General features: G+C 72.3%; 24 protein-coding genes. 15 read left to right on the forward strand and 9 right to left on the reverse strand.

From position 1 onward, the window contains the following. Nucleotides 1-254 precede the first annotated feature (254 nt). Nucleotides 255-683 carry a MarR family winged helix-turn-helix transcriptional regulator gene (locus AC1DZC_RS09650; protein WP_477043088.1) on the reverse strand — a complete coding sequence of 143 codons (429 nt, stop codon included), beginning with the start codon at nt 681-683 and terminating at the stop codon, nt 255-257. A 70-nt stretch (nt 684-753) separates the two neighbouring features. Beyond that, a complete protein-coding gene (locus tag AC1DZC_RS09655; protein ID WP_477043089.1) occupies nt 754-1356 on the reverse strand; it encodes a TetR/AcrR family transcriptional regulator in 603 nt (200 codons plus the stop codon). Between the two features lie 9 nt (nt 1357-1365). Here AC1DZC_RS09655 and AC1DZC_RS09660 point away from each other — a divergent pair, with 9 nt between their 5' ends. Then, nucleotides 1366-2616 (forward strand): epoxide hydrolase family protein, encoded by a 1251-nt coding sequence (locus tag AC1DZC_RS09660; protein WP_477043090.1) that lies wholly within the window; start codon nt 1366-1368, stop codon nt 2614-2616. A gap of 26 nt (nt 2617-2642) precedes the next feature. Here the strand turns inward: AC1DZC_RS09660 and AC1DZC_RS09665 are convergent, their stop codons facing one another. The 4 genes from AC1DZC_RS09665 to AC1DZC_RS09680 all read right to left on the reverse strand — a co-directional run bounded on the left by AC1DZC_RS09665 (nt 2643) and on the right by AC1DZC_RS09680 (nt 5945). Beyond that, nucleotides 2643-3272, reverse strand: coding sequence for a pyridoxamine 5'-phosphate oxidase family protein (locus tag AC1DZC_RS09665; RefSeq protein ID WP_477043091.1), 630 nt, complete (start codon nt 3270-3272; stop codon nt 2643-2645). 61 nt (nt 3273-3333) lie between these two features. Further along, nucleotides 3334-4818 carry a GAF domain-containing sensor histidine kinase gene (locus tag AC1DZC_RS09670; RefSeq protein ID WP_477043092.1) on the reverse strand — a complete coding sequence of 495 codons (1485 nt, stop codon included), beginning with the start codon at nt 4816-4818 and terminating at the stop codon, nt 3334-3336. Nucleotides 4819-4898: 80 nt separating this feature from the next. Further along, nucleotides 4899-5564 carry a response regulator transcription factor gene (locus AC1DZC_RS09675; protein WP_477043093.1) on the reverse strand — a complete coding sequence of 222 codons (666 nt, stop codon included), beginning with the start codon at nt 5562-5564 and terminating at the stop codon, nt 4899-4901. Between the two features lie 21 nt (nt 5565-5585). Next, entirely contained in the window at nt 5586-5945 is a 360-nt protein-coding gene (locus AC1DZC_RS09680) for a response regulator (protein ID WP_477037660.1), read from the reverse strand. Nucleotides 5946-6083: 138 nt separating this feature from the next. Between AC1DZC_RS09680 and AC1DZC_RS09685 the strand changes: the two genes are divergently transcribed. The 8 genes from AC1DZC_RS09685 to AC1DZC_RS09720 all read left to right on the forward strand — a co-directional run bounded on the left by AC1DZC_RS09685 (nt 6084) and on the right by AC1DZC_RS09720 (nt 16771). After that, nucleotides 6084-6923: an alpha/beta fold hydrolase gene (locus AC1DZC_RS09685; protein WP_477043094.1), complete on the forward strand. Its 840-nt coding sequence runs from the start codon at nt 6084-6086 to the stop codon at nt 6921-6923. Nucleotides 6924-6947: 24 nt separating this feature from the next. Continuing rightward, complete coding sequence (locus AC1DZC_RS09690; RefSeq protein WP_477043095.1) at nt 6948-7838, forward strand: alpha/beta fold hydrolase; 891 nt, start codon at nt 6948-6950, stop codon at nt 7836-7838. A 24-nt stretch (nt 7839-7862) separates the two neighbouring features. Further along, a complete protein-coding gene (locus AC1DZC_RS09695) occupies nt 7863-8243 on the forward strand; it encodes a cupin domain-containing protein (protein WP_477043096.1) in 381 nt (126 codons plus the stop codon). 33 nt (nt 8244-8276) lie between these two features. Next, on the forward strand, nt 8277-8981 hold the full coding sequence (locus AC1DZC_RS09700; protein ID WP_477043097.1) for an alpha/beta fold hydrolase: 705 nt from the start codon (nt 8277-8279) through the stop codon (nt 8979-8981). Nucleotides 8982-9290: 309 nt separating this feature from the next. Then, a complete protein-coding gene (locus AC1DZC_RS09705; RefSeq protein ID WP_477043333.1) occupies nt 9291-10178 on the forward strand; it encodes an ATP-binding cassette domain-containing protein in 888 nt (295 codons plus the stop codon). A gap of 35 nt (nt 10179-10213) precedes the next feature. Continuing rightward, nucleotides 10214-10876: an ABC transporter ATP-binding protein gene (locus AC1DZC_RS09710; RefSeq protein ID WP_477043098.1), complete on the forward strand. Its 663-nt coding sequence runs from the start codon at nt 10214-10216 to the stop codon at nt 10874-10876. After that, on the forward strand, nt 10869-14042 hold the full coding sequence (locus AC1DZC_RS09715; protein ID WP_477043099.1) for an FtsX-like permease family protein: 3174 nt from the start codon (nt 10869-10871) through the stop codon (nt 14040-14042). The genes AC1DZC_RS09710 and AC1DZC_RS09715 overlap by 8 nt, the downstream gene beginning before the upstream one ends. Beyond that, the gene (locus AC1DZC_RS09720) at nt 14039-16771 is read left to right on the forward strand and encodes an FtsX-like permease family protein (protein WP_477043100.1); all 2733 of its coding nucleotides are present in this window, start codon (nt 14039-14041) and stop codon (nt 16769-16771) included. The genes AC1DZC_RS09715 and AC1DZC_RS09720 overlap by 4 nt, the downstream gene beginning before the upstream one ends. A gap of 41 nt (nt 16772-16812) precedes the next feature. Here the strand turns inward: AC1DZC_RS09720 and AC1DZC_RS09725 are convergent, their stop codons facing one another. The 3 genes from AC1DZC_RS09725 to AC1DZC_RS09735 form a co-directional block, all read right to left on the reverse strand. Continuing rightward, entirely contained in the window at nt 16813-18594 is a 1782-nt protein-coding gene (locus AC1DZC_RS09725) for an ABC transporter ATP-binding protein (protein ID WP_477043101.1), read from the reverse strand. After that, nucleotides 18591-20510 (reverse strand): ATP-binding cassette domain-containing protein, encoded by a 1920-nt coding sequence (locus tag AC1DZC_RS09730; protein WP_477043102.1) that lies wholly within the window; start codon nt 20508-20510, stop codon nt 18591-18593. The genes AC1DZC_RS09725 and AC1DZC_RS09730 overlap by 4 nt, the downstream gene beginning before the upstream one ends. A gap of 225 nt (nt 20511-20735) precedes the next feature. After that, nucleotides 20736-21248, reverse strand: coding sequence for an Lrp/AsnC family transcriptional regulator (locus AC1DZC_RS09735; protein WP_477037650.1), 513 nt, complete (start codon nt 21246-21248; stop codon nt 20736-20738). Nucleotides 21249-21353: 105 nt separating this feature from the next. Between AC1DZC_RS09735 and AC1DZC_RS09740 the strand changes: the two genes are divergently transcribed. The 6 genes from AC1DZC_RS09740 (at nt 21354) to AC1DZC_RS09765 (ending at nt 26692) form a co-directional block, all read left to right on the forward strand. Next, on the forward strand, nt 21354-23114 hold the full coding sequence (locus AC1DZC_RS09740) for an MFS transporter (protein ID WP_477043103.1): 1761 nt from the start codon (nt 21354-21356) through the stop codon (nt 23112-23114). Nucleotides 23115-23173: 59 nt separating this feature from the next. Then, nucleotides 23174-23743, forward strand: a complete 570-nt coding sequence (locus tag AC1DZC_RS09745) for a hypothetical protein (protein WP_477043104.1) — start codon at nt 23174-23176, stop codon at nt 23741-23743. A 111-nt stretch (nt 23744-23854) separates the two neighbouring features. Next, a complete protein-coding gene (locus tag AC1DZC_RS09750) occupies nt 23855-24514 on the forward strand; it encodes a Type 1 glutamine amidotransferase-like domain-containing protein (protein ID WP_477037647.1) in 660 nt (219 codons plus the stop codon). A gap of 63 nt (nt 24515-24577) precedes the next feature. Continuing rightward, nucleotides 24578-25144 carry a DUF6529 family protein gene (locus AC1DZC_RS09755; protein ID WP_477043105.1) on the forward strand — a complete coding sequence of 189 codons (567 nt, stop codon included), beginning with the start codon at nt 24578-24580 and terminating at the stop codon, nt 25142-25144. 1 nt (nt 25145) lies between these two features. Then, a complete protein-coding gene (locus AC1DZC_RS09760) occupies nt 25146-25607 on the forward strand; it encodes a Rieske (2Fe-2S) protein (protein WP_477043106.1) in 462 nt (153 codons plus the stop codon). A 131-nt stretch (nt 25608-25738) separates the two neighbouring features. Beyond that, the gene (locus AC1DZC_RS09765; RefSeq protein WP_477043107.1) at nt 25739-26692 is read left to right on the forward strand and encodes a threonine ammonia-lyase; all 954 of its coding nucleotides are present in this window, start codon (nt 25739-25741) and stop codon (nt 26690-26692) included. Nucleotides 26693-26697: the final 5 nt, after the last annotated feature.

The raw sequence follows: 26697 nt of genomic DNA on the forward strand, positions 1-26697 counted from the left end.
TCGGCGTGTCGATGGTTCGCGGGTCTGGGCGGGCGACGTCGTGTGCCCTGAGCCGGGCCACGATCCGAAGAAGATGCCCGCCGGCTGGGCTGCTCTGGGTGGACCGTGTCTCGCGATCAGCCAGGGCGCGGGCGGTGAAGATCTCGAGCGGGATCACAGGACCACCACTCCCTTCCTGGCGATCGTCCCGGCCTCCATGTCGGTGTGCGCCCGGGCGATCTGGTCGAAGGCGGCGCGGATCGTGCCTCGCGCGCTCACGCAGACACCGCCGCGAGCGGGGACCTGAGCCGTCCCAACAGCACGTTCAGGGTGGACGCCATCTCGCCCAGGTCGATGCCCTCGAAGTGCTCTGTGAGAGCCGCGTCAACCAGCGCGACACCGTCGTCGTGAGCGGCGTCTCCGGCCCGCGTCAACGCGACCAGCGAGGAGCGGCGGTCGGTCGGGTGGGCTGCGCGCACCGCGAGGCCATCGCGCTCCAGGCGGTCCACCAGCTTGCTCGCCGCGCCCACCGTGATGCCGAGCTCGGATCGCAGCTCCTGCACCCGGCAGGAACCCTCATGTCGGCGGATCACCCGCAGTGCGAACAGCGTTCCCAGCGATATCGAGCCCGCATCGCGGAGCCGGTCGTCGAGCTCGTTCCACAGGTAGGTCTCGTAGCGCACGAGGGAGTCGAAGAGGTCCATGACCACGCCAACTAGACGCCTTGGAACTATATTCCCAGTGATCTAAATATGGTCGACCCACGTCGTCGGCTCAGGCCCGACCCGCCTGCTCGGCCAGAACCTTCGCGCGTGACTCCGGAACCCCCAGCATGAGGAGGCTCGTCAGGATCACCGCGGAGACGTCCAGCTCCATCCGGGACAGGTCGTCGTCGGCGATGGTGAAGACCACGGACCAGGCCGCCTGGCTCAGGACGCCCGCGGGTAGGTGACACCCGAAGGTTCCGCTCTCCTGGCCCCGTTCGACCAGGTCGGCCAGTGACTGCTCGACCTTTCCGAGAAGTGCGTGGATGCCCTCTCCGAACTCGCCGCGCCGCAGGACCACGAGCACCCGGTACCGGTGTGTCAACGGCCAGAGGCGGGCGATGAAGTCGGCCCACGCCACGTCGGCCGCCTTGCCGACCGGGGCAGCTTCGGCGAGGACCGCCGCGATCTCGCTCGCGGCGCGTTGCGCAAGTGCCACCAAGAGGTCAGACCGGGACGGGAAGTAACCGTAGATGGTCCGTCTGACCACCCCGGCGGCCGAGGCCACGTCGCCCAAGCTCGCGTCCGGGGTCGTCCCGAGAACCTCGATGGCCACGTCGAGGATGCGCTGCCGGGTGTCGCCGCCTCGAGGACCGGAGGGCTCGTTCTGCACCCGCCATGATTGCACATCAGTGTGCAATCGGCCTATGTTGCACACCAGTGTGCAACGCCGGCCCGTCGCGCGTGCACCACAGTCGAGGGGAAACACACGATGAAGKCGTCCAGTCCTGCGGAAAGCATCCGACCGTTCCACGTCGCCATCCCGGACGTCGAACTCGATGACCTCAAGGAACGGCTTGCCAGGACACGCTGGCCGGATCGGGAGACCGTCCGTGACTGGTCGCAGGGCGTCCCCGTGGAGAACGCCCGATCGCTCGTCTCGTACTGGGAGCGCGAGTACGACTGGCGCCGCTTCGAGTCCGAGCTCAACTCCTTCCCTCAGTTCCTGACGACGATCGACGGGCTCGACATCCACTTCGTCCATGTCAGGTCCACGAATCCCGACGCGCTGCCGTTGATCTTGACGCACGGGTGGCCGTCGTCGGTCGCCGACTTCCTGAGCCTGATCGGACCGCTCGCGGATCCCGTCGCGTTCGGCGGGGATGCCGCCGACGCGTTCGACGTCGTCATTCCGTCGCTGCCAGGGTTCGGCTTCTCCGGCAAGCCGACCGACGCGGGATGGGACGTCGCCCGAACAGCCCGAGCCTGGGCGGAGCTCATGCGCCGACTCGGCTACCGCTCCTGGGCGGCCCACGGCGGCGACTGGGGCGCGGCCGTCACCACGGCCCTCGGCGCGATGCGACCTGAGGGTCTCCTCGGTGTTCACCTGAGCACCCCGTACGCCTTTCCGGAGCACATTCCTGGGACGCTGACTCCCGAGGAGCGCCACGCGGTGGACGGCCTGGCCCTCTACGCCGGCCCGCTCGGCGGGTCCAATCACCTGCAGGGCACGAAGCCGGAGACTGTCGGGTTCGCACTGGCGGACTCGCCGGCCGGCCAGGCGGCCTGGATCTACGAGAAGTTCCAGTCCAAGACCGACAACCCCGGGCTCGCCGAGGACGCCCTCAGCGTCGACACCATGCTGGATGCGATATCGCTGTCCTGGTTCACCAACAGTGCTGCGTCGTCCGCCCGGATCTACTGGGAGAACCGAACGGCTACCATGGCCGGCCCGAAGCTCACGTTGCCGGTCGCCGTGACCGTCTTCCCGGGAGACATCCCCCGGATGCCGAGAAGCTGGATCGAGGCCGCCTACAGCAACCTGATCCACGTCGGTGTCGCCGACAGGGGCGGACACTTCGCGGCTCTCGAGCAGCCCGAAATTCTCGTCAGCGAACTACGAACGGGCCTGAGGGTCCTCCGCGACTCATGAACAGCGCTTCACGCATGTGGGCGCCCTCAAATCTTCGCCGCCTCCCGAAGAGCAGCATTCTCGGCCTCCAGCTGGATGAGGCGTTCGCGAAGGGGGGCGACCCGCTGGTCGACCTCGTCGAGCGTGAGTCGTCGGGGGATGTGCTGCGGGCAGTTCCAGTCGAACGCGGTGACGGTGACGGTGATGGCTGCCTCCACCACCGCGTCGTCGTCGGCGATGGTCAACGACGAGACGTAGGTCGGGTCGTCCTCGATGCGGACCACTCGGGCCATCCCGAACACCTTGAGCCTCTCGCGCCGGTTGTAGTCCACCGCGATGATGGCCACGCGCTGGTCCCCGATCAGGTTGCCCGTGGAGACGTGCTGGAGATTGCCACGGAAGTCTGCCCAAGCAATGGTGTGCGCGTCTCTCACCGAGACGAAGCCCGGGGGGCCGCCACGGAACTGGACGTAGGGCCATCCCGTCTCGCTGACGGTGGAGAGGTAGAACCCGTCTCGCTCGGCCAGGAACGCCGCCTCTCGCGGTCCCAACGGGTCGGGACCACTGGCACCCGACGCCCGAGACCGCACCCGGTCGTAAAACTCGGCGCTGCCGTACTGCCGTTGGACCTCGCGCACGTCGTCGGTGAAGGCGATGCATCCGTACTGCCTGCTCACGTGAGCTCCCTGTCGTCGGGGGCCGCGCCCGGAGCTTCGGACGCGTCGGCGGTTCGGCGGCTCATTGAGGGCCACCGACCCGGAGGGGGATGCGGGCCGTGATCAGGGTCCCAACACCGGGCGGGCTGGTGACGACGATCGTCCCGTTGCTGGCGTCGATGCGGTCCCTGAGTCCGGTCAATCCCGATCCCCGAACAGGGTCCGCGCCGCCGATGCCGTCGTCCTCGACGGTGAGGACGAGCTCGTCGCTGCCCTCGTCGATCGTGCCGATGACTCGGATGTGCGTGGCCCGCGAGTGCTTGACGGCGTTGTTGATCGCCTCGGCGACGGTGAAGTAGCCGGTGGTCTCGACGGCCGTCCCCAGCCGGGGGATGTCCAGGTGCACGTCGACCAGGATGGGCGTACCGGCGATCAGCGACTCGACCCCCGCGGCGAGCCCGGCGCGGGTGAGCGACGCCGGCAGGATCCCGCGGACGATGTCACGCAGCTGGCGGTTGGCGTCTTCCGCGTTGGTCAGCGCCTCGGCCAGCAGATCGGCGACGTCGTCTCCGCCGGCGGCGCGGTCTCTGGCCAGCTTCAGAGTGATGATCGTGTGGACCAGCCGTTGCTGCGCGCCGTCGTGGACGTCGCGTTGCAGGCGACGGCGTGCGTCGTCCGCGGCCGCGATGACGCGCGCGCGTGACCGGGTGAGGCCGTCCCGGTTCTTGGCGTTGGCGATCGCGGCGGCGATGAGGTCCGCAAACGGTTTGAGCCGGTCGCGGTCGACCGGGTGGCCCGTGGCAGCCGAGGTCACCGTGAGCGTGCCCCAGCGCTCTCCGTCGACGATGACCGCGGCGTCGGCGTGCTGCTCGCCGACGTCGGGGTGGAAGTGAGCGTCAGCGACGAGCGAGAACGCGTGGCCCTCGTCGCGGATGACGGCGGCCGAGGAGGCCTCCAGGACGTGAGCGGCTTCTCGGACCACCGCGGCGATGACCGTGGACGGTGGCGACTCGCGTGCGACGAGCTCGGCCACGTGACGCAGTGCCGCCTGTTCGTCGACGAGTCCTTGCAGAGTTTCGCGAGCGTCCGTGGTCGCGATGGCCGCCCACATCAGCTGCGCAAAGCCCTCCAACCGGGTCTCGGTGTCGAGCGGCAGCGGTCCGATCTGAGACGTCGCCGAGAACATCCCCCACACTCGGCCCTCGATGATGATGGGGACCCCGACGCCGGCTCGGATGCCGAACTTTCCGACGATGCCGGCGCTGGAAAGTCGCGCGAAGTCGTCGACCCGCGTCGCACGCTTGGTCCGCGCCACCTGCTCCGACATGGAGCCAGGCTGGTGAACGACTCGGGTCCCGGGCGGAACCGGTCCGCCGTGTGAGGCGACCGCGATGATGGTGTCGGCACTGACGAATCGGAGCAGGGTGATCGCCTGGCCGTCCAGCTGGTCCGACGCCGCTCGACAGATGGCAGTGAGGATGTCGTCGGCCGGTCCGGCCGTGGCGACCACCTCTGCCACGCGACGCAGGGACAGCTCCTCGTGGACGAGTCGGCGCACCTCATCCATCGGAAGTTCGGCTGCGTCCGTCGGGTCCTCCACACCGGTCGTCGGGAGGCTCGGCGTTCCCGCTGCCGCGGTACTCACGCTCACGTCCGTTGCGGGGACAGGAAGCGGAGAACCGCCTGGACGCGGCGGTGCCCGCCGGTGTCCGAGTTCACCTCGAGCTTCCGGAAGATGGCGGTCACGTGCTTCTCCACGGCGGCGACGCTGATCATCAGCGCTCGTGCGATGCCGAGGTTCGACTGGCCCTCGGCCATCGCGCCCAGCACCGCCAGCTCGCGCTCGGTGAGGAGAGCAAGCTCGTCCGGGACCCGGTGCGGCCGCACCATGTGCGCCACCACGGTCGGGTCGAGTGCGGTGCCGCCCCGCGCCACCCGCACGACGGCGGCGCTGAAGTCCCTGACATCCCCGACGCGTTCCTTCAGGAGGTAACCCACGCCGTCGACGCGATCGCCGATCAGCTCCATCGCGTAGTGCGGGTCGTCGTGCTGCGTCAGCACCACGACCCCGGTGTCAGGCAATCGCCGGCGGATCTCGAGCGCAACCTGCAGGCCGTCGTCGTCGCGGCGGGGTGGCATGCCGATGTCGACGATGGCGACGTCGGGCCGGTGGGTCAGGGTCAGCGCGAGGAGCTCGAGAGCGTCTCCGGCCTCTGCGACGACCTCCAGTCCCGCGTCGCGCAGCACTTGCACGACCCCTTGCCGGAGGAGGACGTCGTCCTCTCCGACGCAGACTCGCACCGGCTCCGCCACGGACGCACCGTTCATCGCACGTCATCCGTCGCCGAGAAGGGAGTGCAGGGAGGTGCACGACAGCTCGCTCTTGGGGAGGAACCCGACCGCCCCCGCGTCGGAGGCGTCCTTCTGGGTGGCGGCGTCGCTGTCCACGGAGACGAGGAGGACACGCACGCCCCACGGCGGAGCCGTCAGCTGCTTGCTCAATTCCAGGCCGTTTCCGTCAGGAAGATCGATGTCGACGAGGGCGAGATCGGGAATCCGGTGCGTGACCTGCTGCAACGCATCCGACACACTACGCGCCTCACTTTCCGGACGGAACCCGCACTTGACCAGAATCCTGTTCGCCAGGCCGCGGAACCGGTCGTCGTCATCCACAACCATCACGGAGGCAGTCATCCGGTCATCGTCCGCCCGGCCGGTCGGTCGGACCGTCGGGTTCTCCGGAAACTTTCTCCGGCAGACCCCCGCGCGCTGCCGACGCTTGCGGGGCATCGTCGAAGACCTGAGCGACGGACCGCGAGCGAGGGAGCGACGATGGGAAACATCGCAGTCGGAGAGGAGAACTCGGCGCCCGTCGAGCTGTACTACGAGGATCAGGGCAGCGGCCGGCCGGTGGTCCTGCTGCACGGGTGGCCCTTCGACGGCAGGTCCTGGGAGCCGCAGCTGCACCCGCTGCTGGACGCCGGGTTCCGGGTCGTCAACTACGACCGACGAGGGTTCGGTCGGTCCAGCGCTGCGACCACGGGCTACGACTTCGACACGCTCAGCGGCGATCTCGACACGGTGCTGCGCACCCTGGACCTGCGCGACGTCAGCATCGTCAGCTTCTCCCTCGGGACCGGCGAGCTCGCCCGGTACATCGGACGGTTCGGTACCGAACGGCTGCGCAGCGCGGTGTTCATCGAGAGCCTCACGCCGACGTTCGCCCACGGCCCGGACAACCCGAAAGGTGTCGACGCGGCCGGGGTCAAGGGGGTGCAGCAGGCGATCCTCGACGACCGCTTCGCCTGGCTGACCGGGATGATGGACAACTTCCTCAACCTCGACGACTACCAGGGCACCCTTGTCAGCGCGGACACCGTCCGGGCGATGTGGTCCGCCGGTGCAGATGCCTCCCCGTATGCCACCTGGGCGTGCCCGCAGGGATGGCTCGAGGACTTCACGGCCGACCTGGCACGCGTCGACGTGCCCGCCCTGATCATGCACGGCACCGCCGACCGCATCCTGTCCATCGATGGCCAGGGGCGCCGGGCGCACGACGCGCTCCCGGCCGCGCGGTACGTCGAGATCGAGGGCGGCCCGCACATCCACCCGGTCACCCACGCTGCCGAGGTGAACCGCGAGCTGCTGCGGTTCCTCGCCGACCCGTCGTGACTCATCCACGAACGCGGTGACGACATGTTCGACGGATTCCTCTCCCGGATGGTGGACGTCGACCGAGGCACGATCTACGCCCGCGTCGGCGGCGACGGCCCCCCGGTGCTGCTGCTGCACGGCTACCCGCAGACCCACGTGATGTGGCATGCGGTGGCCGGGCAGCTGACGGCGAAGCACACCGTGGTCGTCGTCGACCTGCCCGGTTACGGACAGTCGTTCCGGCCCGGTCCCTCGGGCGACCACAGCGCCTACTCCAAACGCGCGCTCGGCAACGACCTGGTCGAGCTGATGGCAGCGCTGGGCCTTGACCGGTTCGCGGTGGCCGGCCATGACCGCGGTGGGCGCATCGCCTACCGAGTCGCGTTGGACCACCCCGACGTGGTCACCGCCGCGGCGGCCTTCGACGTGGTGCCCACCGGTGAGGTGTGGGCTCGAGCGGACGCGCTGATGGCCCTCACCTACTGGCACTGGGCGTTCCTCGCTCAGCCCGAACCGCTGCCCGAGGACCTCATCAACAGCAACCCGTCGGCGTTCTTCGACCATCACGTCCGGACCCTCGGCCTGGGCCGGCACCCCGACCGGTATCCGGACGAGCCGATGAGGGTGTACAGGCAGATCCTCGACGACCCCTCGGTCGTGCACGGCATCTGCGAGGACTATCGCGCCGGCGCCGGCATCGACCGACAGCACGACGACGACGACCGCGCCGCCGGTCGGCGGATCACCATCCCGCTCCTGGTGCTCTGGAGCGCGGCCGGGGCGCTTCCCCGGTTCTACGGCGACGTGCTCGCCGTCTGGCGGCCCTGGGCCCAGAACCTCCGGGGTCGCGGCCTGGACGCCAGCCACTTCCTCGTGGAGGACCAACCCGACGAGGTGGCACAGGAACTGCTCGCGCTGCTTCACACGTCCTGACTGACACCCACGAGAGGCACCGCCGTGACCACCACACCCGAACAGACCGGCGACACCGGTCCGCTGGACCGCGACGAGCTCACCCGCACGCTCAAGCGCACCGAGGTCCAGCACGCGACCTCCTCGATCCCCGGCCGGGACATCGTGCAGGTGCTCACCGAGATCCCCGTCGACGTGTCGTCCGGATGGCATCACCACCCAGGCGAGGAGGTCGGCTACATCGTCGCCGGCACGGTGCGGATGGAGCGTCGCGACGCAGACACGACTGTGCTCAACGCCGGTGACGGGTTCCTCATCCCGCCCGGGGTGCCCCACAACGCGACCGACCTCGGCCCGGACACGGGGCGGATGCTGTCCACCTACATCGTCCAGACCGGCGAGCCGGTCTCCACGCTCGAGACCTGACCACACAGCACGAAGACTCGAGGAGAAGCACTCATGGTCACTGTCGTCCTCGTTCACGGCGCGTTCGCCGACTCCGACAGCTGGAACGGGCTGATCGGGCCGCTCCGCGCCGGCGGGCACCGCGTCATCGCCTACGCCAACCCGCTGCGCGGAGTCGCGACCGACGCGGCGCCGCTGAGCGATCTCCTCCGGACCCTCGACGGCCCGATCGTGCTGGTCGGCCACTCCTATGGCGGCGCTGTGCTGACCGCGGTGGACCCGGGCGCCGGCGACATCACTGCCGCGGTGTACGTCGCCGGGTTCGCCCTGCAGCCGGGCGAGAGCGCTGCGGACGCGTCGGCGCTGGCCCCGGGATCGACCCTGGGCGACACGCTCGTCGAGGTTCCGCTCCGGTCCGGCGGCGTCGACCTCTACATCGACCAGGCCAGGTACCACGACCAGTTCTGTGCCGATCTGGACGAGGACACGGCGGCTGCCATGGCGGTCACCCAACGTCCCGTCACGGCCGCCGCACTCAACGAGCCCCTCGGCGACCGCGCGCTGTGGCAGTCCGTCCCGAGCTGGTTCATCTTCGGCGCCGACGATCGAAACATCCCCGCGGACGCTCACCAGGTGATGGCCGAACGCGCCGCTGCCAGACGCACCATCCAGATCCCTGGGGCTTCCCATGTCGTCGGGATCTCGCATCCGGACGACGTCGCGGGCCTCGTGCTGGAGGCCGCAGCGTCGACCACGTGACAGCGACCTCGACACCTCGCACGAGTCGTTGAGCGAGAAGACTTGGCGCACCGCGCGGCGTTCGGGACTCGGTCCCCGAGCCTTGACGAAGTCGCCCGTCAGCTGCGCGAGCGGGTCTCGGACCTGCTCTTGACCGCACGAGGTCGAGGGGCGCTCACTGACCCACAGAGTCGAATGCGGGCGCGAACCGACCCTCGCCGCGCGGCGAGGGGACGGAGAAGAGTGATGTGCTGGACGACGGCTTAGCCTGCGGGGTGGAAGGTCGCCCGACGGAGGGAGCCGCTGGTGTCCGAGAGCACGCTCGAGGCGATGGGCGGAGGTGTCGCGCCCTCGGCGCAGTTCGGCCACGACGCACTCGTCGTCTGCGAGAACCTCGTGCGGATCTACCAGTCGGGCACCGTCGAGGTGCAGGCCCTGCAAGGGCTCGACCTGCTGGTCGACGAGGGCGAGATGGTGGCGGTCGTCGGAGCCAGCGGGTCGGGAAAGTCCACGCTGCTCTCGGTGCTGTCCGGCATGGACGCACCCACGGCGGGCCGGGTGCGGGTGGGGCGCTGGGACCTGATGGCGATGCACGCACGGGACCGGGTCGCCTACCGCCGGCACATGGTCGGGTTCGTGTGGCAGCAGACCTCGCGCAACCTGCTGCCGTACCTGACCGGCCGGCAGAACGTCGCGATGCCGATGACAGGGTCGCGCCGGCACCGGTCGGCGCGGGCCGACGAGCTGCTCGAGCTCGTCGGCGTCGGGCACGTTGCCGACCGGCGGCCGCAGGAGATGTCCGGCGGCGAGCAGCAGCGCGTCGCGATCGCGACCGCACTGGCCAACGAGCCGCAGCTGCTGCTGGCCGACGAACCCACCGGCGAGCTCGACACCGCGACGGCGCGCGAGGTCTTCGACGCGTTGCGCACCGCGAACCGCGAGTCCGGCACCACCGTGGTCGTGGTCACGCACGACTCGGCGGTCAGCGGGCTGGTGGAACGGACCGTCGCGATCAGGGACGGACGGACGAGCAGCGAGGTGGTGCGCCGGGATGACGCCGGCGGCGAGGTCACGCACGAGGAGTACGCGGTGATGGACCGGGCGGGGCGGTTGCAGGTGCCGCGCGAGTACCGCGAAGCGCTCGCGCTGACCCGTCGCGTGCGCCTTGCGCTGGAGGCCGACCACCTGGCTGTCTGGCCCGACGGCAGCTCCCGGTGAGCGCGGGGCTGGGCGCGGCGGTGCAGGTTCGGGACGTGCACCGCACCTTCGGTGGCGGTCGCTCTGCGGTGCACGCCTTGCGAGGCGTCGACCTCGACGTGGCCCCGGGCGAGCTCGTGGCGCTCGTCGGGCGTTCCGGGTCGGGCAAGACGACGTTGCTCAACATCGTCGGAGGCCTCGACCGTCCGGACGAGGGCAGCGTGCTCGTCGACGGCATCGACGTGGGCGCGCTCAGCGAGGACGAGCAGGCCATGCTCCGTCGCGACCGGGTCGCGTTCGTCTTCCAGACCTTCGGCCTGATACCCGTGCTGACGGCGGCCGAGAACGTCGGTGTGCCGATGCGGCTGCGCGAGACGCCCGTGCCAGAGCGCGAGCGCCGCGTCGAGATGCTCCTCGAACTGGTCGGGCTCGCCCCCCACGCGCTGCAGCGGCCCGACGAGCTGTCCGGTGGTCAGCAGCAGCGGGTCGCCATCGCGAGGGCTCTGGCCGGCTCGCCCCGGCTCCTGGTCGCCGACGAGCCCACCGGACAGCTGGACAGCGAGACCGGACTGTCCGTGATGGCGCTGATCCGCGGTGTCGTCGAGGCGGACGGGATGACGGCGCTGGTCGCCACGCACGACCCGGTGATGATCGCGCTCGCGGACCGCGCCGTGCACCTGGTGGACGGTCGGCTCGTCGAAGCAGCCGCGCGTGGGTGAGCTGGTGTGGCAGCGAGCGCGCGCCCAGGTGGCGGTGCTGGCGGCGGTGCTGGCCGTCATGGTTGCCGGGTCCGCGTTGGTCGGGGTGTGCGTGCTGCTCGTGACGGCGTCCCCGCAGCGGGCCCTCCAGCTGACGATGGTGGGCGCGCCCGCTCGGGACGTCGAGGTGAGCGTCGCGCTGGGCTTCCCCGAGGACCCCGACGACGCGGGCGTGGACGAACGCGTCGCCGCGACCGCACGCGACGCCTCGGAGGCCGTCGCCAAGGCATCGGCACTCTTGAGAAGTCCGTTCGGCGATCTCCCGACGACCCAGACGGCGTGGACGTCGACAGTCATGCAGTATCTGCCGCCCGACGGACAGCCGTTGCGCATCGCCTACCTCGCCGACCTGGACGATCCCGCCATGCGCGGGACGCTCGCGGCGGGGAGGTGGCCCGCGGCACCGGGCGAGGTCGCTCTGCCCACGTCGGCGGCACGGGCGCTCAGCCTCGACGTCGGGAGCTCGACCACCCTCGCCGCCGACCCGGGTGGTTCCGGCGCCCCGTGGACGGTCGTCGGCACGTTCGTGCCACGACCCTCCACCGCGTGGGACGAAGACCCGCTGGGCGGCACGGGGGTCAGCCCGAACTACCGCGGATACATCACGGCCTACGGTCCGTTCGTCGTCGCGCCGGGTGGACTTGCCGCGGGCCAGATCCCGTTGCGCCGGGTCACCGTGCGCCTCGACCCCGATCTCTCCGGCGCGGACGCCACCGACCTGGTCTCGGCCGGAGCGGGTGTCGACGCACTCACGTCCGAGCTGGACAGCGCGCTGGGCGACCGCACGCAGAACGTCGTGGTGGACCTGCCGTTCGCGCGCACGATCCACGCTGCCCGCGAGCAGGGCAGGATCACCGGCTCCGGCGTGCTCGCGGTCGCCCTGCTGGGCGCCGCCCTCGCGGTGACGACGGTGGTGCTTGCCGCCCGCCTCGTCGCGGGCCGGCGTGCGGCCGAGGCGGCGCTGATCGGCGCCCGAGGGGTGGGCCGAGGTCGCCTCGTCGCCCAGGCCGCCGCGGAGGCCGCCGCGCTCGCCGTCGTGGCGATCGTCCCGGCTACGGCGCTGGCGCTCGCGCTGTACCTCGTTCTGGCGGATGCGGTCGGCCTCGATCCGACGGGCGTCCCTGAGGGTGGCCTCGGTCCGCTCGTCGGAGCCGTCACCGCGGTCACGGTCGCACTCGGCGGCCTCCTCGTGCTGCCCTGGCTGCGCACCGGGACGGATCGCGGCACCCGCGAGGAGCGTGCCGGCGTGGTGGCCCGGTCCGGCGCCGACCTGCTGCTCCTCGTCCTCGCGGTGGTCGCCTACGTCCAGCTGCGCGCCCACCGGGTCGCGAGCGGGGTCACGGCCGACCCGGTGCTCGTCGTCGCCCCCGTGCTGTGCATGATCGCCGGCGCGGCCCTCCTCCTGCGCCCGCTGCCGCTTCTCGCCCGCCGCGCCGACGCACGCGCCGGTTCGGCCCGTTCGCTGACCCTGCCTCTCGCCGCCTGGGGGGTGGCACGTCGCCCGCAGGGAGCCGCGGCGGCGTTCCTTCTCGTGCTCGCGACGGCGTGCGCGACCTTCGGCGTCGGCTTCGCCGCGACATGGGCGCAGTCCCAGCACGATCAGGCGGCGGCCAGCGTCGGCACCGATCTGTCCGTGCCCGCACAGCTGGATGCGCTCGGAGCGGGCGCGGCCCTGCGTGCAGCGACCAGCGGACGGGTGAGCCCCGTCACCAGCCGAGCCGTCACGCTCGGGTCGCGTGCCCAGGCCGGCGACCAGGCCGTACGCCTGGTTGCCGTCGACACGAGGGACGCCGACGGCCTGCTGCGCGGCCGGGTGCCGACCGGCGGCTGGGCTGAGGTCACGTCGGGGCTGGCGCCGGCGGAGCCGGTCGGGGGGGTGCAGCTGCCCGGAACGAGCGCCGACCTGGTCGTCACCGGGCACGTGGCCGACGACGTCCAGATCACGGCTGACCTCACCCTGGTCGTCCAGGACGACGACGGCGCGCGCGCTGCCGTGCCCGCGGGGGCGGTGGCGCTGGACGGCACCCCGCACGACCTCGCCGTGGCCGTGCCGCCGGGCGTCCGGGTGGTGGCCGTCGACACCCGGCTCACGGGCGTCGGCGACGTGGCCGACCCCGACCAGGAGAGCTCAGCCGCGTTCGACATCGACGTGCAGATGCCGGGCGCAGCCCTCGTGCCCGGGACATGGTCACCAGCGCACCCGCCGACCAGCGACTACGTCGTGGCTGCGTTGACCGACATCGAGGCCACCGAGGTGTCCGGCGGTGCGCGGCTGACGCTGCAGGGCACGGCCTACCTGCCCGGGCTGTACTGGGCCGAGGGCACCCTCGGCGCGCTCGCGTTCCCCCCCGTCGACGACGTGCCGGTGGTGGTCTCGAAGCGGCTGGCGGACCAGCTCGGGCTCACGGTCGGCGACGGGGTGCAGCTCGCGCTCGGCCTGACCCCCGTGCCTGCGAAGGTCGTCGGCATCACCGCGTACGTCCCCTCGCAACCGCGGTCGGCGGCGCTGCTCGCCGACGTGGACACGCTGTCGCGCGCGGCCCTGAGTCAGGGCAACCTCGACACACTGACCGATGCGTGGTGGGTCGGTGGCGACATGCCCCCCGATGCCGCGGCCACGCTGCGGGCCCAGGGCATCGGGCCGGTGACCGATCGCGAGGCCGTCGCGCAGGAGAGCGTCGCCGGTCCCCTGCGCGCCGCACAGCGAGCGGCGGCCGCGCTCCTGGTCGTCGCCGCCCTCGTCCTCGCGCTCGTCGGGACCGCCTTGCACACCACGACCGCGCTCGAGGCGCGCGAGGTCGACGTGGCCCGCCTGCGCGGCCTGGGCGTGCCGCGGCGCTCGGTGCTCCGGTCCGTGCTCGCCGAGCAGGCCGTCCTCGTCGGGGTGCCCGTGCTCGTCGGCGGGCTGCTGGGTGCCCTCGCCTGCTGGGCGGTCGGCCCGCTGCTGGCGCTCTCCGCACAGGGACTCCCGCCCGTACCGGCCGCCGTCGTGCTCTGGCCGTGGGCGGTCCAGGTGGCGACGCTCGTCGTCCTGCTGGCCGGGTGCGCCGCGCTGGTCGTGCCCCTCTCCGCACGCGCGGTGCGTCGATCGACGGTCGCGCGGCTGCGCATGGAGCCGGGCACGTGAGGGCCGCGTGGCGACGGGCCCGCGCCGACCTGTGGCCGCTGGTCGTCACCGCACTCGTCGTGGCGCTCACGGTCGGCGTCACCGACGCCGTGCCGCGGCTCCTGAGCCACCGCGCCGACGTGGCGGTCCGGGCGGCCGTCGCGCATGCAGATCCGCCCGCGGACTTCGTCATCACCAGCACGTACGGTCCCGGCGCGTCGGACCCGACCGCGGATGCCCGGGACACGAGGGCCGGGGTCGACGGTGCGGCGCTCGGGATCGACAGCGTCCTGCCGCCGTCGCTCCAGCCTGTGCTCGGGCCTCCGGTCGCCTCGGCCACGAGCACGGACCTGTCACTCAGCACCCCCGGGATGCCGACCGGTGGCGTCCTGTGGATGACCTACCTGTGGGCGGGACAGGAGCCCGACGTCCGATGGGTCGCGGGGAGCGCACCCGGCCGCCCGGGGCCCGACGGTGCCGTGCAGATCGCCCTCTCCGACGCCGTGGCTCGCGTGCTGGGCGTCGGAGCGGGCGACACCTTCCGGGCCACGAAGCCCGACCACTCGGCTCTGCCGGTGCTGGTCACGGGCGTGTTCGAGGCGGAGGACCCGCGGGACCCTGTGTGGGCGGCGCGGCCGGAGGTCCTGCGGCCGCGGGTGGTCGGGCAGACCAACGCGCCGACGACCGTCGTGGGAGGGCTGCTGTCCGCCGCCTCGCTCCCCGCGGCCCGCGTCGCGCTCGAGCCGGACGGGGTGACCCGGACCTTCCGATTCCCCGTGGATCCGCGGGCGCTGGACTACGGCAGCTCCGGCGCGCTGGCCACACAGATCGCCGCTCTGGAGGCGTCGCCGGATCTGGTGCTGGCTCCCGGGCCCGCGGCAACGGTGACATCGCGTCTCGACCTCGTGCTGACGCAGGCGCGCGCACGGGTGGCGGCGACCTGGTCGCAGGCGATGGTCGTGCTCGTCGGGCTGGCCCTCGGCGCCGTCCTCGTGCTCCTGGTCGGTGCGGACCTCTTGGCGCGCCGTCGGTCGGCGGCGCTCCGCACCCAGCGGGCCCGTGGCGCCTCCCTGTCGGGCGTCGCGTGGCGAGCGGGGATCGAGGCGGCCGTGGTGGTCGGCGTGGGAGCCACGGCCGGCCTGGCGCTCGGCCAGCTCGCGGCACCTGGCTCCGTGGCCTGGCCCTGGGTGGTCCTCATGGTGACCGTGGCGGTCCTGGCGCCGCCGGCGTTCGCGACGGTGACCGCAGCGCGCAGCGATGTCCGCCGCGTCCCGACCGACCGGCACCGCCGCCGGCTCGCGCAGCGCGTCCGCACGGTGCGGCGGGCGTCGCTCGAGGCTGCGCTGATCGTGCTCGCCCTCGCAGCCCTGGTCTCCCTGCGTCGTCGCGGCGTCGTGTCGATGTCGGGTCCCGCAGACCTGCTGCTCGCGGCCGCCCCTGTGCTGGTGGCGGCGGCGGTCGCCCTGCTGCTGTGGCGCGCCGTCCCCCTGCTGCTCGGCGGAGCGCTGCGCGTCGCGCGCACGTCCCGCAGGGCCGGACCGCTGCTCGCCGTGGCACGAGCCGGCTCCACCCGGGCTGTGCTGCCGTTCGTCGCCCTCGTCGTGGTCACGACGCTCGTCGCGCTGTGCGGTGCGCTCGCCGGCACGGCGCGCGCCGGTCAGGTGGGCGGCTCGTGGGACAGGGTGGGCGCCGACGTCGTGGTGCGCACGACGTTGCCCGACGCGTCCCTCCAGGACGTCGCGGACCGGTTGGCCGGCGCCGACGGTGTCGACGCGGTCGCGGTCGGCAGGGTGCGGGCCCGCAGCCAGCTCTTCGGCGTGCACGGTGTCGACGCGGTGCGGGTGCTCGCCGTCGATCCGGTGCCGTACGGGGAGCTGCTCGCTCGCACGCCGTTCGGGGCCGACCCTGCGTTCGCGACTCTGGCGGACGCGTCCGGTGACGCGACGACCCGCGCCACACCCGGTCCGGTGCCGGCGCTGGTCCCGGCCGCCCTGCTGGGCACCCAGCCGTCCGTGCGCTGGGGGAACGTGACGGTCGACCTCCAACCCGTGGCTCAGGTGCCCGCACTGCAGGAGCAGGAACCCGACGGGACGCCGGCCGGCCCGACCGTCGTGGTGGACCGTGCAGCGTTGTCCGCCGTCCTCGAGGCAGCCGTAAGACGAGCCGAGCAGACGGGCGCTGCGCCGGTCGAGGCGGAGGTGGTGGGTCTGGACACCGTATGGGCTGTCGGCCCGAACGCCTCCGCGGTGGCGCGTGCGGCTGCCCCTGCGGCGGGCGTGACCGTGCTGTCCCGCGCGCAGTGGCTCGCGGATCGGCGGTCCGACCCGCTGATCGGCGGGCTCCTGATGCTCGTCGCGCTGGTCGCTGCCCTCTCCGCCGGGTACGCCGTCCTCGTCGTCGTGCTGGGCGCCGCCGCATCCGCCCCAGGTCGCGCCACGTCACTCGCGACAGCTCGCGTGCTCGGACTTCGCCCACGGGCCACGGCCCGGGTCGCCGCTGGAGAGCTGCTTCCGTCGACCCTGGTGGCCGCGGCGGGCGGCGTGCTGCTCGGCCTGGTCCTCGTGGGCGCGCTCGTCTCCCCGCTCGCGCTGCGGCTCGTGACCGGGCAGGCGACCGATCCGGGGGTGGTGCTGCCGTGGTGGGCGGTGGTGCCGGTCGTGCTCCTGGGGGCGACCGTTCTGGTGGTGGTGGCGGTCGAGTCCTCCGCCCGCCGCCGCGAGCGGCTGGGCCAGGTGCTGCGTGTGCGTTGACGACGAGGCCAGGACCGCCCTGGGTCCGTCGGCACTCCCGGTCAGTCGGCGTAGGCCCGGGCCTGCAGCGCCCAGAGCCGTGCGTACGGGCCTCCTGCGGCCAACAGCTCGGAATGGCTGCCCTGCTCGACGACACGGCCGCCGTCGAGCACCACGATCCGGTCGGCGAGCCGCACGGTCGACATGCGGTGCGTGACGAAGATCGTCACCCCGCCGACGGTCGCGGCCACCTCGGCCGCGGTCGACTGATAGGCGTCCACGAGACGCTGCTCGGCGAGCGCGTCGAGGGCCGCGGCCGGCTCGTCGAGAGTGAGCAGCAGGGGGTCGGTGCGCATGAGGGTGCGCGCGAAACCGACGGACTGCCACTGGCCGCCCGACAGGTCCTCGCCGTCGGCGTACCCGAGCCCGAGCACTCCGTCGAGGCCGACGCGTTCGACGGTCGCCCCCGCGCCGGCGCGGCTCGCCGCCGTGGTGACGGCGTCGGGGGAGTCCACCTGCGTCAGCCGGCCGATGCCGACGCTGTGCTGCAGCGACAGCTCGACCCGGGCGAAGTCCTGGAACAGCGCTGCCGTGCGAGCACGCCAGGCTGCCGGGGCGACCTCCTGCAGGTCGACGCCCTCGACGAGGATGCGACCGGCCGAGGGCCGGTAGAGGCCGGTGAGCAGCTTGAGCAGCGTGCTCTTGCCGGCGCCGTTCTCACCGACGAGTGCCACCGAGACCCCCGCAGGCAGGTGCAGGTCGAGGGTGCGCAGCGCGTCCTCGTCGGACCCGGGGTACCGGAACACCACCCCCTCGAGCCGGATTCCGTCGACTGTGTGAGCCGGGATCTGACCGGAGCGCACGGGGGCGGTGGTTCGCGCGACCTCCTCGTCGAACGCGACGAAGCGGCGTAGGCCGGCCACGGCGCGGTGCACGGAACCCAGGAGCTCGATCCCCGACGACACCTGCGATCCGAGCTGCGTGGCGAGCGTGACGGTGACGACCACGGCGCCGGCGGAGACCCGGCCGGTGCGAGCGAGCTCGTACACCCAGAGCACCGCAGCGACGTAGCCCAGACCGAACACCAGCTGCCCTGCCGCGCGCAGCAGTGCGTGGCGGCGGTCCGCCCTCGCCATCGCCGAGCCGTACTCGTCGAGCAGCGCCGACTGCCGCGCGAGCAGGAAGTCGGCGCCTCCGGCGAGTCGCACCTCCTTCTGGGAGGCCGGGTCGGCGGCCAACCGGCGCAGGTAGCGGATGCCGCGCGTCGTCGGTGCCTGCTGCTCGCGGGCCGCCTGCAGACCCGCCTCGGCGCGGCGGCCGAGGACCACGGGCGCCACTGCAGCGGCCGGCAACGCCAGCAGCCACGGCGAGACTGCCCCGAGCACGAGGGCGGTGAGCAGCAGCTGCACGGCCACCGCACCGAGCTGGAGCCCGAACTGCACGGTCGAGCGCAGCTGCATGACGTCCTGGCGGAGCAGGTCGACGCGGTCGGCGAACGCCGGGTCGTCCGCGTGACTGAGCTCCTCGGGGCCGTTGACCAGTCGGAGCAGCTCGCGGTTGAACCGCTCCTCGGTGAGCTCCGCGAGCTCGAAGTAGTACAGGTGCGCGAAGTGCCCGAGCATGAGCTCGCCGGTCAGCGCGACGGCGACGACGACTCCCCAGGTCGTGGCGTCCCCGACCGCGCCGAGCGTGACGGCGTCGACGAATCGGCCCGCGCCGACGGCCACGAGGGGCGTGGCCAGTGCGCCGAGGAGCAGGAGGCCGCCGCCGACGAGCAGGCGGCGCCGGTCGAGCCGCCAGCCGATCGCGAAGAGTCGCCCGAGGCAGAACATCACGTCCCTCATGACTGCGCCCTCCCCCGCTCGTCCTGCTCGACGTTCACGGTGGCGCCGTCGACCCGTCGGCTCCGTGCCTCTCCGAAGCGCCGTGCCTGCACCTCGAACATCCCCGCGTACGTGCCGCCGAGGCCGACGAGCTCGTCGTGGTTGCCCGCCTCGGTGATCCGCCCGCCGTCGAGCACGACGATGCGGTCGGCCCTCCGCACCGAGGAGAATCGATGCGAGATGACGAGACTCGTGACGCCGCGGGTCAGGTCGAGGAACTGGTCGTAGAACTCGGCCTCGCCGCGAGCGTCGAGCTGCGCGGTCGGCTCGTCCAGCACCAGCACGGACGCACCGTGGCGGACAGCGAACAACGATCGGGCGAGAGCGAGCCGCTGCCATTGCCCCCCGGACAGGTCCCGACCGCCGGGCAGCCCGCGCGTCAGGGGAGTTTCCAGGCCGAGGGGCAGGCCGTCCAGCAGGTCGCCGAGCCCGACCCGGCGCACCTCGGCCTCGAGGCCCGCGTCGTCGTTCCGGTGCTCGATCGCACCCATGGCGACGTTCTCGCGCAGCGGCATCTCGTAGCGCAGGAAGTCCTGGAACGTGATCGCGAACGCTCGCTGCCAGGCGTGGACGTCGAGGCGGCGCAGGTCGACGCCGTCCACGCTGACCGTCCCGGCCTCTGGCCGGTACAGGCCGGTCAGGAGCTTCACCAGCGTCGTCTTGCCGGCGCCGTTCACCCCCACCAGAGCCGTCGACGTCCCGACGGGAAGCTCGAGGTCGAGGCCGTCGAGCACGGGGCGGTCGGGTCGGTAGCCGAACCGGACCTGCCGGATGCTGATCGTGTTCGCGGGGGTGGTGCGGGCTACGGAGGGTGCCGCCAGGTCAGGTCCGGCGTCCTGCTCCGCGAGCGCCTCGAACTCGAGCAGGGCCTCCCACGCACTGCGGCCGTAGACGAGCTTGACGTCGGACTCGGGGAACATCACGCCGAACCGCGCGCACAGCACGAGGGCCTGCACCGCGACCGCCGCCGCGCCGACGCGCCCACTGGACGTCGACTGCGCCATGACGACGAACGCGACGACGGACCCGACCAACGCGATCACGGTGTACGTGACGAACGGGACGCCGTAGACCCGTCGCCGCCAGCGCCACAACGGTCGGAGCACGGCCTGGTTCTCGGCCGTGTAGCGCTCGTCGAGCCAGTCGACCAGGCCGAGCGTGCGGATCTCCTTCGCCGCGCGGGTGCTCGTCGCAAGCTCGCGGACATACGTAGCGCGGCGGCGCAGCGGCTGGAAGCCGCGGATCAGCTGGCCCCAGCGGAAGAACGCCTCCGTCTGGCCGGCCCGAGCGACCAGCGCGACGACGGCCCCGGCGAGCGCCGCCCAGGGGCCTGCCGCGACGGCGAGCAGGACGACGGCTCCGACGAGCTGTGTGTATCTGGCGGTGAGCGCGAGGGCGCCCTCGACGGCCGTCCCCGGGGTCAGAGTCCACTGCTCGAACGCCTCGTCGGCCTGGTTCAGCCGGTCGGCGACCTCGGGCCGCTCCAGGGTCGCGAGCTCCGCGCGTTCCAACGCGAAGCCGGTGAAGCGGGTGAGGCACGCGGCGTCGACCCGCCGGGCGACCGCCTTGGAGAGCACCAGCTGCACGGGCGCGAGCAGCTGCTGACCGAGGAACGCCCCGATCGCCAGCGCCAGCCACGGCATGGCGCCGCCGTCATCGAGGTGCTGCAGTGCGAGGCCGGTGCCGATCATGAACACGACCGGCGCCATCCCCGCGAGGACGTGGACCGCCATGGTCCCGACGACCAACGGCGTACCTGCGTATCGAGTCAGCCGCCGGAGCTGCCTGCCGGCCGTCCGACGCTGCGTCAGGCGACGGCCGAGACCCCGCAACGTCGGGCGGGCGGCGTCCGCACCGATCTGCTCGACGTCCGTCACGCTGGCCGCGTCCGTCACCGTTGCCCCCAATGGCTGCCGGCCCGAAGACCGCGGGCCGCGTCGAGTGCCGCGCCACACGCTAGCGGAAGCGTTCCCACGGTCGCCCGCGATTAGTCCTTCCGAGGGCGAGACACGCCGCCGACGTGCTTCGCCCTTGACCGAGCGGCTTCGCTGCCTGACCGGGGCCAGCCGCACGGGCCCGCAGGTCAGAGCCCGACATCGGACTCAGGCGTCGTCCGCCTGCAGCCCACGGCTCCATCCCGGCGACGGCTGTGCGGACCGGGTGTGCGCGGGCGGCTCGGTGACGGGTCGGCCCTCGTACTGGGTGGAGAGCACGATCTGGGTGTCGATCTCGCCGTGCCTCCCGATCCGCTCGAAGATCTCCTCCAGGTGCGGCATCGATGCGGCGCGGACCCGCAGGAGGGTGCACGAGCTGCCGCTGAGCTTGTGGATCTCGACGACCTCGGGGAACTCGTCGGATGCGGTCGTCTTGAGCAGGCAGCGCCCGGGTGAGCACCGCAGCTTGATGAACGCGGTCAGCGGGAGGCCCGCGCGAGCCGGGTCGATCCGGGCCTCGTAGCCAGCGATCACGCCGGCATCCTCCAGCCGACGCACCCGGTCAGCGACTGCGGGCGCCGAGAGGTTGACCTTCCGGCCGAGCTGGTTGAACGACAAGCGGCCGTCGTCCTGGAGCTCGGAGAGGATGCGCCAGTCGGTGCCGTCGAGCGGTTTGCTCATCCACAAACCGTAGCGCCGGAACACCTCGTGATCGACAGGCGAAGGACCATCAACACCTGCAATCGGCCATTCACCGGGCCGCTGGGCCTTCGTAGCGTCGATCGCATGGTGCAGAGCACGACAGGCCTCCACACCCGCATCGCCCCGGCGACGTCGGCGCTGTTCGTCGGCGCCGCCCTGAGCAGCGCGGTCATCGCGACCACCAGCACGGTCGCCGCACTGGTCGCGGTCGACGTCCTGGGGCGGGCCTGGGGCGGGGTGCCCGGCACCGCGGCGGTCGTCGGAACCGGGGTCGGCGCACTCCTGGTCACGTCGCTCACCCGCCGCTCCGGAACTCCGACGGCCCTGCGGCTCGGGTATCTGGCGACTGCGCTCGGCGCTGCGGCCGGAGCCGTGGCCGTGCCCCTCGGCCACGTCGGACTGCTCGTCGTCGCCATGCTCCTGATCGGCCTGGGGAACGCTGCCGCGCAGCTGTCCCGGTACGTGGCCGCCGAGCTCGTGCCCACGCGACGCCGAGGGTTCGCCATCGGTCTGATCGTCTGGGCCGGCACCGTCGGCGCCGTGGGCGGCCCCCTGCTCCTGCTCCCGACCGCGCGCTTCGCGCACACCCTCGGACAGCCGGCACTCTCCGGTGCGTTCCTGCTCAGCGTGCCGGCGGGCCTGCTTGCCGCGCTGGCCGTGAGCAGGCTGCGCACGGCCCGACGACCCGGGAGCAGGTCCGGAGCGTCCTTTCGGGCGATCTGGGTGTCCCGGGCGGGGCGCGACGGCCTCGCCGTGATGGTCACCGGGCAGGTCGTGATGGCCGTCGTGATGACGTCGGTGCCGGTCCAGCTGCACCTGCACCATCACGGTCTGGACGTCGTCGGGCTCGTCCTCGCGGCTCACACGCTCGGCATGTTCGTCCTGTCGCCGGTCACGGGGCGCCTGGTCGACCGCCTGGGCCCCGGACCCGTGATGGCGCTCGGCCTCGCCACGCTGCTCGCCTCGACCCTCGTTGCCGCATCCGGCGACCTCGTCCCCCAGGCGATGGGTCTGTTCGTGCTCGGGTACGGCTGGAACCTGTGCTTCGTCGGCGGGAGTGCGTCGCTGGCCGTCGGGCTGCCCGAGGAGCAGCGCGCGGGCGTCGAGGGTATGGCGGAGGCCGTCGTGTGGATCTCGGCCGCCGTGGGCACCCTGACCTCGACCATGCTCCTCGTGGTCGGTGGGTGGTCCGTGGTGACTCTCGCGGCCGGCTCCATCGTCCTCGTGCCGGCGCTCCTGCTGCTCAGTGGGCCGGCGCATATCCGCTTCGGCTCCGCGCCACCCGGCCCTACGCTGCGAGGCGCGCCTGAGCTGGGCGCGTCCCGCGAGCCGGAGGCGACGGTGCTGATCCGACCCGAACGTCCCGCCGATGTCGACGCCATCGATCGGCTGACCATCGAGGCCTTCGAGCCGCAGTGGTTCAGCGACGGTTCCGAGGCGCCGATCATCCGGGCCCTGCGGGCGACCGGGGACCTGACGCTCTCGCTGGTGGCGGAGGATGACGGCGACGTCATCGGTCACGTCGCGTTCTCGCCCGTGACGATCGACGGGGCGCACGACGGTTGGTTCGGGCTCGGGCCGATCTCCGTCCGGCTCGACCGGCAACGGCGGGGGATCGGTCGGGCGCTCGTGGCCGAGGGTCTGCGCCGGCTGCGGGATCGCGAGGCGCGCGGCTGCGCGCTGATCGGTGACCCGAACATCTACGGCCGGATGGGCTTCACGGGCGACGGCCAGCTGTCGCACCACGAGCTGGACCGGGCCGTCGTCCAGCACATCACCTTCTCCGGCCCTCCGCCGCGGGGCGAGCTGCGGTTCGCACCGGCGTTCGACGCCGGGGGCCACTGAGCGCCGCCGGAACGAAGTGCTCTGACGAGCGTTCGGGAGGCGCGACCTACGATGCCGTGGTGGCGGCCTCCGCGAACGGCTTCATCGATGACGTGGCGCACTCCCGCGGCCTGCTGGTCACCCGGACGGGCGCCCACACGGCCCGTCTCCAGCCCGCAGGTGAGCCTCCGGGCTGGTACTGCGATCTCGACGACGGCACGCCGACAGGCGAGAACGACCCCGCGTCGTTCGTCAGGTGGGTCGCCCCGGGGCTGCGGACGGTGCACTCGTCGGCGTCGCCGACCCTGGACGTGCACCGGGTCGGCCCACAGTCCGACCTGGGCAAGGTCGGCGCGTGGTTCGGCCGCCTCGCAGGACGCCCCTCGTCGACGCTCGCCGAGGGTCGGTACGCCTACACGGATCCGCACGGGATCCTGGACGCCGAGCTCCGGCACCGGGTCGAGCACTGGCCGGACGCCGCCCACGGCGACGGACGCGTGCGGCCCGCCGAGCTGTGGTCGATGCAGGTGACCCGCGAGGGCCTCGTCGTCACCTCGGTCTCGTGGTGGGGAAGCGCGCCCGCGCTGGAGCACCAGATCGCCCTGGCCGTGGACGTCGCCGGTCGGCTCGGCGGACTCCCGGGGTCGTGACGGCGGCCTGTGCCCGCCGCGGATCGAGCGCACCGCTGGTTTCCGGCTCGTGTCCGGGCTCGTCCTGCGGGAGGATCCAGCATCCCTGTCACGCCCGGACCTGGAGGCACCGTGAAGCTCTTGCTCACGTCCGGTGGCGTCACGAACCCGAGCATCCGCTCGGCGCTCGTGCAGCTTCTCGGCAAGCCGATCGACGCGTGCCGTGCACTGGTCGTCCCGACCGCCCAGTGGGGTCACCCGATGTGCGGGCCGGAGTCGGTGCGGGGCCTGGTGGCCGCGGATCCCGACTTCCGGTACTTCTCCGGCCTGGGCTGGGCGTCGCTCGGAGTGCTCGAGCTCACCGCGCTGCCCACGATCGGTGCGGACCGGTGGGTGCCCTGGGTCAAGGAAGCCGACGTGCTCCTGGTCGACGGCGGTGACGCGACGTACCTCAGCCACTGGATGCGGGAGTCCGGGCTGGCCGACCTGCTGCCGACGCTGCCCGACACGGTGTGGGTGGGAGTGAGCGCGGGGAGCATGGTGATGACGCCCCGGATCGGGGACTACTTCGTCGAGTGGGCGTCTGCGCCCGACGACCGGACGCTGGGGGTGGTCGACTTCTCGATCTTCCCGCACCTCGAGGCGTTCCCGACGAACACCCTGGCGCACGCCGAGCGGTGGGCCGCGGACATCGACGGCCCGGCCTACGCCATCGACGAGCAGACGGCGATCCAGGTCGTCGACGGGACCGTCGAGGTGATCTCCGAAGGCCAGTGGACGAGGTTCGGGTAGGCGCCGTCTCCTCGCACGGGCTGGGGCTATCGCCCGACCCTGCACGGAGAGCACGATCGACGGGTGGGCACAGAGGTGGATGCGGCCGGACAGCCGTCGCAGTGGGGGCTGGCCGCGCTCGGCGCGCTCGCCCTGGCGGTCGCGGCTGCGCTCGCGGCGTACGCGAAGGTGCACCCGGGCGACGGAGCCGCGCTGACCACGTTCGGGTTCAGCGGGATGCTGCAGATGAAGGCGTGGCTGACCACGGCGGCCACCGCGCTCGTCGTCGTCCAGGTGCTCTCCGCCCTGGCGATGTGGGGGAAGCTGCCCGGCGTCAGCGTCGCACCCGGCTGGGTGGTGGGCCTGCATCGCTGGACCGGCGTCGCCGCGTTCCTGTTGACGATGCCCGTGGTCTTCCACTGCGTGTGGTCGCTCGGGTTCGAGGACGGCTCGACGCGGGTGCTGCTGCACTCCGTCGCGGGCTGCGTCTTCTACGGCGTCTTCGCGGCGAAGATGCTGGCGCTGCGACTGCGCGGGCTCCCGTCGGCCACGGTGCCGGTGCTGGGCGGGCTGCTCGCCGGCGTGCTGGTGGTCGTCTGGTTCAGCTCCGCCTTCTGGTTCTTCGGGCAGTCCGGGTATGCGAGCTACTGACATGACCGGGTCTGAGGTCAGTCGCCGCTCGGTCCTCGAGGGGACCGGCGTCGCGCTCGCGGCCGGAGCGGCGGGCTACCTCGGCTTCGTGGCGCTCGGGCCGGCACCCACGAGCGACGACTCCGGCAGCGACGACTACCCGGGCACCGAGGACAGCTCGGGGAAGGGCAAGGGCTCCGGCCCGCTGGCATCGATCGACGACGTGCCCGACGGCGGCGGCCTCGTGCTCCCCGACGAGAAGCTGGTGCTGACCCGCGACGGCACGACCGTCCGCTGCTTCGACGCGGTGTGCACCCACCAGGGATGCCTCGTCGGCGGCGTGAGCGGCGGCGTGATCCGGTGCCCCTGCCACGGCAGCGGCTTCGACGCCACCACGGGCCAGGTCGTCCAGGGGCCGGCGACCGAGCCGCTCGAGGCGGTCGACGTCGAGGTCACGGACCAGGGGGAGGTGGTGCGCGCGTGAAGCCGTTCTGGCAACGGTTGCCGACCCTGGTGTGGATCGCCGCCGCCGCCGCGACCGCCGGCGCGCTGCTGGCAGGGCTGCGCGGTTGAGAAGCTGCCGAGGAGTCGTGGTCGAGCGCGCGGGAGGTTCCCGTGCGGCTCGAGCTTGACCGGATCGTTCGTGCCCGCAGCCAGATCAGCCCGCTGTTCCTCGACACCCCGCAGTACGAGTGCGAGCCGCTGAGCTCGGTGCTGGGCTGCCGTCTGGTCCTCAAGGTCGAGACCCTGAACCCGGTCCGCTCGTTCAAGGGCCGCGGGACGGAGACGGTGCTCGCCCGACTCCTCGAGCGCGGGTCGGCGGACGCCGTCGTGTGCGCGAGCGCCGGCAACCTCGGTCAGGCGCTCGCGTTCGGCGGTCGGGCGCGCGGGATCGGCGTCACGGTCGTCGCCTCGTCGGCCGCCAACCCGCTGAAGCTGCGGCGGATGGAGGCCCTCGGCGCGACCGTGGTGCTCGTCGACGGCGAGATCGAGCGCGCCCTGGAGGTGGCCGCAGGGCTGGCCGACGAGACCGGCGCCTACGTGGTGGAGGACAGCAAGGACGTCGACACGTGCGAGGGCGCGGGGACGATCGGGCTCGAGCTCGCGGAGCACCCGGATCCCCTCGCCGCGGTCCTGGTCTCGCTGGGAGCAGGCGCGATGGCGTCGGGGGTCGGCCTCGCACTGAAGTGCCTGAGCACGGGCACCGAGGTGGTCTGCGTCCAGCCGGAGAACGCGCCCGCCATGACGCTCGCCCTGCGCGCCGGGACACCGGTCGAGGTGGGGCGGCCCGACACGATCGCCGACGGTGTCGCCGGCCGGTACGTCATCCCTGAGGTGCTCGCCGACCTCCAGGAGGTCGTCGACGACGCCGTCCTGGTCTCCGAGGCGAGCATCGTCGAGGCGATGCGCCTCCTCCTCGGCCACGCGGGCCTGGTGGTCGAGCCGGCTGCGGCCCTGGGCGTCGCGGCGATCCTCGAGGGCGCCGGACGGTTCGACGGCAGGACCGTGGCGACGATCCTCTGCGGCAGCAACGTCGCGCCCGCCGACTTCGATCGCTGGACCCGATGAGGAGG

The sequence above is a fragment of the Cellulomonas sp. P2_B4 genome, assembly GCF_056404795.1.